Here is a 6,788-nt window from a genome sequence, read left to right on the forward strand (position 1 = left end):
CCCGTACCCGCCCCTGGCACGGCATCATGGTCGCCACCACCCTCCCCCTGCGCGAGGACCTCTCCGTCGATCACGACGCCTACGCCGAGCACGTGGCCTGGCTCCTCGCCAACGGCTGCGACGGCGTGGTCCCCAACGGCTCCCTCGGCGAGTACCAGACCCTCACCGCCGACGAGCGCGCCCGGGTCGTCCGCACCGCCGTCGAGGCGGCCGGCGACGGTGCCCGCGTGATGCCGGGCGTCGCCGCCTACGGCAGCGCCGAGGCCCGCCGCTGGGCGGACCAGGCCGCCGAGGCCGGCGCCGGCTCGGTCCTGTTGCTGCCCCCGAACGCCTACCGCGCGGACGAGGCCGCCGTCCGCGCCCACTACGCCGAGGTGGCCGGCGCCGGCCTGCCCGTCGTCGCGTACAACAACCCGATCGACACCAAGGTCGACCTCACCCCCGCCCTGCTCGCCCGGCTGCACGCCGACGGCCACATCGTCGCCGTCAAGGAGTTCAGCGGAGACGTCCGCCGCGCCTACGAGATCGCCGAGCTCGCCCCCGGCCTGGACCTGCTGATCGGCGCCGACGACGTCCTGCTCGAACTCGCCCTCGCCGGCGCCGTCGGCTGGATCGCCGGCTACCCCAACGCCCTGCCGGCCGCCTGCGCCACCCTCTACCGCGCGGCCGTCGCCGGCGACCTCGCCACCGCCCTGCCGCTCTACAAGTTCCTGCACAGCCTGCTCCGCTGGGACTCCAAGACCGAGTTCGTCCAGGCCATCAAACTGTCCATGGACCTGGCCGGCCGCCCCGGTGGCCCCACCCGGCCGCCGCGCCTGCCGCTGACCGGGGACGTCGAGGCCGCCGTCCGCGCCGCCACCGAGAAGGCCCTCGCCGAGGGCCTCAACTAGCCACCAGGGGGGACCCCATGCGTACCCGTCACATCTACCACGCGGTGGACTCGCACACCGAGGGCATGCCCACCCGGGTCGTCACCGGGGGAGTCGGCGTGATCCCCGGTGCCACCATGGCCGACAAGCGGCTCCACTTCATCGAGCACATGGACCGGCTGCGCACCCTGCTCATGTACGAGCCGCGCGGCCACGCGGCGATGAGCGGCGCGATCCTCCAGCCGCCCACCCGCCCCGACGCCGACTACGGGGTGCTGTTCATCGAGGTGTCCGGGCTGCTGCCGATGTGCGGGCACGGCACCATCGGGGTCGCCACCGTCCTGGTCGAGACGGGCATGGTGCCGGCCGTCGAGCCGGTCACCACCGTCCGGCTCGACACCCCGGCCGGACTTGTGAGCGTGGACGTGCGGGTGCAGGACGGCGCCGCCGAGTCCGTCACCCTCACCAACGTCCCCGCCTTCAGCGTCGGCCTCGACCTCAAGGCCGACCTCCCCGGCTTCGGCACGGTCACCTACGACCTCGCCTACGGCGGCAACTTCTACGCCTTCGTCGAACTCGACTCCCTCGGACTGCCCTTCGACCGCGCCCGCAAGGACGACCTGCTCGCCGCCGGCCTCGCCCTGATGGACGCGATCAACTCCGGCCCCGACCGCCCGGTCCACCCGGAGAACCCCTCCATCGCCGGAGTCAAGCACGTCTACCTCGCCGCCCCCGGCTCCGACGCCACCCGCTCCCGGCACGCCATGGCCATCCACCCCGGCTGGTTCGACCGCTCCCCCTGCGGTACGGGCACCAGCGCGCGCATGGCCCAGCTCCACGCGCGCGGCCTGCTGCCGCTGGAGCAGGACTTCGTCAACGAGTCCTTCATCGGCACCGAGTTCACCGGCCGGCTGGTCGCCTCGACCGCCGTCGCCGGCCGCCCGGCCGTCGTCCCGACCGTCACCGGACGGGCCTGGATCACCGGCACCGCCCAGTACTTCCTCGACCCGAGCGACCCGTTCCCCGGAGGGTTCCTGCTGTGAGCACCGCCCCCGAGCCCTTCGCGGAGTCCCTGCCCGCCGTCGTGCGCACCACCGACTACCACACCGCGGGCGAGCCCTTCCGCATCGTCGACACCGCTGCCGCCGGGATGCCCCCCGTGCCCGGCGACACCGTGGCCGAGCGGTGCGCCACCGCCGTCGGCCCCGGGGGCTCGGGCACCGCGCCGCGCCGCGGCCCGCTGGACGACGTACGGCGGCTGCTGGTGCAGGAACCGCGCGGGCACGCCGGGATGTACGGGGGGTTCGTCGTGCCGCCCGACGACGACGGCGCCCACTTCGGGGTGCTGTTCTGGCACAAGGACGGCTTCTCCACGGCCTGCGGGCACGGCACCATGGCGCTCGGCGCCTGGGCCGTGGACACCGGGCGGGTGCCCGCCCCCGCCGACGGGGACGCGTCCGTGCGCATCGACGTGCCCTCGGGGCGGGTCACCGCCACCGTGCACCGCGCCGCCGGCCGCACCACGGGCGTCACCTTCCGCAACGTCCCGGCCCGGGTCACCGCCCGCAAGGTGCCCGTGGCCACCTCCCTGGGCATCGCCGAGGTGGACATCGCCCACGCCGGCGCCTGCTACGCCTCGGTCGCCGCCCGCGACCTCGGCCTGGAGGTCACCCGGGCCGCCCTGCCCGACCTCACCCGGGCCGGCCGGGAGATCCGGGCCGCCCTGGCCCACCACCCGGCCACCTGGCACCACGAGAGCCCGCTGCTGTCCGGGGTGTACGGGGTGGTCCTGCACGACGAGCTGCCCGACACGCCGTTCGGGCCGCACCAGCGCAACGTGACCGTGTTCGCGGACGGGCAGATCGACCGCTCGCCCTGCGGCTCGGGCACCTCCGCGCGGCTGGCGCTGCTCGCCGAGGACGGCCGGCTCGGACCGGGCGAGGACCTGCTCCACGAGTCGGTGGTGGGCTCGGTGTTCACCGGGCGCTGGCTGGGGGAGGGGATCACCGAGGTCACCGGCACGGCGTACCGCACCGGTGCGCACGCCTTCGACGTCGACCCCCACGACGCCCTGGGCACCGGGTTCCTGCTGTGACCGGGCGGAGCGCGGGGGCGGGTGCGACCGGTCCGGCCGGCGTGGGCGGCGCGTCCACCGTGGCCGGTGCGACCGCCACGGCGGGCGCCGGGGGAGGCCTGCCGTACCTCGACGCGGCCGCGGTCGGCCGGCTGGGGACGGCCGCGGCCGTCGAGGCGCTGGCCGGCGTCCTGCGGGCGGGCCTCGATCCCGAGGCCTGCCCGCAGCGCAGCGCCGTCGCCGTGCCCGGCGGGGAACTGCTGCTGATGCCGGCCGCGTCCGGGGCCCACGCCGGAGTGAAGATCGCCGGGGTGGCCCCGGGCAACGCCGCCCGCGGGCTGCCCCGGATCACCGGCTCCTACCTGCTGCTGGACGGCCCGACCCTGCGCCCGCTGGCGCTGCTGGACGGCGCGGCCCTCACCGCGCTGCGCACCCCCGCGGTCTCGGCCCTGGCCGTCCGCCACCTCACCCCGCCCGGGCGGCCGTTGCGGCTGGTCCTCTTCGGCACCGGGCCGCAGGCGTACGGGCACCTGGACGCGCTGCGTACCGTACGGAGCCTGGCCCAGGTGGTGGTGGCCGGCCGGAACCCGGCCGGGGTGGACGCCCTGGTCGCCCATGCCCGGGCCACCGGCCTGGCCGCGCGGGCCGGCGGCGCTGCCGATGTCGAGGGCGCCGACCTGGTGGTCTGCTGCACCACCGCCCGCGCACCCCTGTTCGACGGACGGCTGGTGGCCCCCGGTGCGACCGTGGTCGCCGTCGGCTCGCACGAGCCGGACGCCCGGGAGACCGACACGGCGCTGGTGCGGCGGTCCGCCGTGTACGTCGAGTCGCGGGCGGCGGCGCTGCGGGAGGCCGGGGACCTGCTGGTGCCGGAGGCGGAGGGGGCGATCGGGCCGGGGCACATCACCGGGACCCTGGCCGACCTGGTGTGCGGACGGGGACCGCTGCCCTCCGGTGCGGCCGCGGCATCGTCCGCGGACCGGGGTTGTCCACAGCTCTTCAAGAGTGTCGGTATGGCCTGGGAGGATCTTGCCGTGGCGGTGGCGGTGTACGCCGCCGCCGGGGCGAACAGCGAAACGTGACATTGTACGCTGTTCCTCTGCGAATGACGGAGGAAAGTGCGATGGGTGACCTGAAGCAGCACAGTCTCATCAAGGCCCAGGAACGGCTCCGCGACCAGGTCGGCCACGCCCTCCGAGCAGCCCTGATAGCGGGCGAACTGCGCCCGGGCAACGTCTACTCGGCGCCGGGCCTGGCCGCGGAGCTGGGCGTGTCGGCCACCCCGGTCCGCGAGGCGATGCTCGACCTGGCCCGCGAGGGCCTGGTGGAGCCCGTGCGCAACAAGGGCTTCCGGATCACCGAGGTCAGCGAGCGCGACCTCGACCAGTTCACGGAGCTGCGCACCCTCATCGAGGTGCCCACCGTCGGCCGGGTCACCGAGATCGCCGACCGCGAACAGCTGGAGGCGCTGCGCCCGATCGCCGAGGAGATCGTCACCTCCGCGCGCGAGCACAACCTCATCGGCTACCTGGAGGCCGACCGCCGCTTCCACCTGACCCTGCTGGGCCTGGCGGGCAACGACCGCCTGGTCGAGACCGTCGGCGACCTGCGCAAGCGCTCCCGCCTGTACGGTCTGACCGGCCTGGACGAGGCGGGCAAGCTGGTGTCCTCGGCCGAGGAGCACCTCGAACTCCTCGACCTGATGATCGCCGGCGATGCGGCCGCGGCCGAGGAGTGCATGCGCCGCCACCTCGGCCATGTCCGCTCCCTGTGGGCCCAGGGCCGTGACGAGCCGGTCGGCCGCCCGGCGGGCGGCCTCGGCGGCGGCCGCTGACCCGCCCGCCGACCCACTGACCCCGCCCGCCGACGCCCCGCGCGGCCCGGGCCCCCGCCTCAGCTTCAGCGGCCCGGGGTCCCGGCCACGCCCCGGGCCACGCTTCCTGCGGCCGGGGCCTGCCAGGCCAGCAGCATCCGCAGCGCGTCGTACGAAGCCGTGCCCGGCGCGGCGGCGTACGTGACCAGGGCCTGGCCGTCGTCGTCCGCCGAGCGCAGGGTCTCGTAGGACAACTCCAGCGGGCCGACCAGCGGATGGTGGAAGCGCTTGGTGCCCGAGGTCTTGTCCTGCACCGGGTGCTGCGCCCACCAGGTGCGGAACTCCTCGCTGCGCATGGACAGTTCGCCGATCAGCCGGGCCAGCCGGGGGTCGTCGGGGTGCCGCCCGGCCTCCAGGTGCAGATAGGCGACGTTCTCGCGGGCGCAGGAGTGCCAGTCGGCGAACAGCACCCGGGAGACCGGGTCCAGGAAGGTGATCCGGGCGATGTTGCGCTCATCCGGGTCCAGGGCGCCGTAGTCGCCGAGCAGGGCGACCGCGGCGGCGTTCCAGGCCAGGACGTCCATCCGGCGGCCCATCACCAGAGCGGGCACGTCCCGCAGTTCGTCCAGCAGCCGCCGTAGCATCGGCCGCACCTGCTGCCGCGGGGCCGCGGGGCCCCGGCGGGCCGGCGTCCGGGCGGTGTGCTGCGGTCCGGCCAGGTGGTGCAGGTGCCGGCGCTCGTCCTCGGTCAGCCGCAGGGCCCGGGCGAGCGCGTCGAGCACGGCGGCGGAGGGGTGCGGGACCCGGCCCTGCTCCATCCGCGTGTAGTAGTCGACGCTGACCCCGGCGAGCTGGGCGACCTCCTCCCGGCGCAGGCCGCTGACCCGCCGGCGGCCGCCGTAGTCCGGCAGGGCCACGTCCTGCGGGTGCAGGCGGGAACGGCGGGTGCGCAGGAACTCGCTCAGGCTGGTCGCGGTGGTCATGCCCCCGATTCTGGCCGACCGGCCGCTGCCGAGCCTGGCCCTGCCAGGGCCAGGCTCGGCAGCGGCCCGCCCCACCCGGCGCCGGCCCCTCAGGAGGCGGCGGCCCACTCCACGGACGGGATGACGGTGACCAGTCCACCGTCGACCCCGATGTCCTGGCCCGTGATGTACGAGGAACGCGGCGAGAGCAGGAAGGCCACGGTCTCGGCGACGTCCTCGGCGGTGCCCAGCCGCCCCAGCGCGACCTCGGCCCGCAGGGGCTCGTGGGCGGCGACGTCCGGAATCGCGGAGTGGAACATCTCGGTGACGATGTAGCCGGGGCTCACCGAGTTGATCCGGATGCCGCGGGTGGCGAGGTCGCTGCCGAGGGTGTGGGTGAGGTTGTGCACGGCGGCCTTGGTCGCGGAGTACACCGGTGCGTGCGGCATCCCCCGGAACAGCGTCCAGGAGGCGTTGACGACCACCGACGCGCCGGGGCCGGCCGCGTGGAGCAGCGGCAGGGACTTCTGGACGGTGAAGAAGACCCCCTTGAAGTTCACGCCGACGACGTGGTCGAAGTCCGCCTCGCTCACCTCGGTGGCGTGCTGGAAGACCCCGACCCCGGCATTGGCGAAGACCCCGTCGAGCCGGCCGTGGCGTTCGCCGATGGCGGCGACGAGCCGGTCGAGGTCGGCGGTGGAGGCGGCGTCCGCCCGCACGGCCATCACCCGCCCGCCCCCCTCGCAGGCCTCTTCCAGCCGCGCGGCGGCCCGCTCCAGCCGCTCGTCGTCCCGGCCGGTGATCACCACATGGGCCCCGGAGCCCACCAGCCGCCGGGCCGTGGCCAGCCCCATGCCACTGGTCCCCCCGGTGACCAGGACGACCCGGTCGCGGAACTCGGCGTCGGATCCGGCGCAGTGGGCGGTGGCAGGGGCGGCGGCAGCGGCAGCGGCGGTAGCGGCGGCGCGCTCGTCACGAGGCGCGATGTCGGCGGAATGCATGGCGTACGAGGTGTTCGTGCTGTTCGTCATGCCCCCACCCTCGCCCGCCCCCACCCCCGCAACCAGGCC

Annotated in this window: 7 protein-coding genes; 5 read left to right on the top strand and 2 right to left on the bottom strand. The window is 75.3% G+C overall.

Annotated elements, in window-relative coordinates; genetic code table 11:
* The 5 genes from EF918_RS30525 to EF918_RS30545 all read left to right on the top strand — a co-directional run.
* A partial coding sequence (locus EF918_RS30525; RefSeq protein ID WP_148141285.1) for a dihydrodipicolinate synthase family protein occupies nucleotides 1-890 on the top strand: 890 nt, incomplete at its 5' end.
* A 17-nt stretch (nucleotides 891-907) separates the two neighbouring features.
* Nucleotides 908-1,912, top strand: coding sequence for a proline racemase family protein (locus EF918_RS30530; RefSeq protein WP_125652169.1), 1,005 nt, complete (start codon nucleotides 908-910; stop codon nucleotides 1,910-1,912).
* Complete coding sequence (locus EF918_RS30535) at nucleotides 1,909-2,964, top strand: proline racemase family protein (RefSeq protein ID WP_260610813.1); 1,056 nt, start codon at nucleotides 1,909-1,911, stop codon at nucleotides 2,962-2,964. The genes EF918_RS30530 and EF918_RS30535 overlap by 4 nt, the downstream gene beginning before the upstream one ends.
* 98 nt (nucleotides 2,965-3,062) lie before the next feature.
* Nucleotides 3,063-4,025 (top strand): ornithine cyclodeaminase family protein, encoded by a 963-nt coding sequence (locus tag EF918_RS30540; RefSeq protein WP_125652173.1) that lies wholly within the window; start codon nucleotides 3,063-3,065, stop codon nucleotides 4,023-4,025.
* A gap of 41 nt (nucleotides 4,026-4,066) precedes the next feature.
* Nucleotides 4,067-4,777, top strand: a complete 711-nt coding sequence (locus EF918_RS30545; RefSeq protein ID WP_125652170.1) for a GntR family transcriptional regulator — start codon at nucleotides 4,067-4,069, stop codon at nucleotides 4,775-4,777.
* 65 nt (nucleotides 4,778-4,842) lie between these two features.
* On the opposite strand, the gene EF918_RS30550 is transcribed toward EF918_RS30545, so the two are convergent.
* Nucleotides 4,843-5,739: a helix-turn-helix transcriptional regulator gene (locus EF918_RS30550; RefSeq protein WP_125652171.1), complete on the bottom strand. Its 897-nt coding sequence runs from the start codon at nucleotides 5,737-5,739 to the stop codon at nucleotides 4,843-4,845.
* A gap of 89 nt (nucleotides 5,740-5,828) precedes the next feature.
* Nucleotides 5,829-6,749 carry an SDR family NAD(P)-dependent oxidoreductase gene (locus EF918_RS30555; RefSeq protein ID WP_260610814.1) on the bottom strand — a complete coding sequence of 307 codons (921 nt, stop codon included), beginning with the start codon at nucleotides 6,747-6,749 and terminating at the stop codon, nucleotides 5,829-5,831.
* Between the last annotated feature and the right edge of the window lie 39 nt (nucleotides 6,750-6,788).

Source organism: Streptomyces sp. WAC06614 (genome assembly GCF_003949795.1).
In the GTDB taxonomy this organism is placed as follows: domain Bacteria; phylum Actinomycetota; class Actinomycetes; order Streptomycetales; family Streptomycetaceae; genus Streptomyces.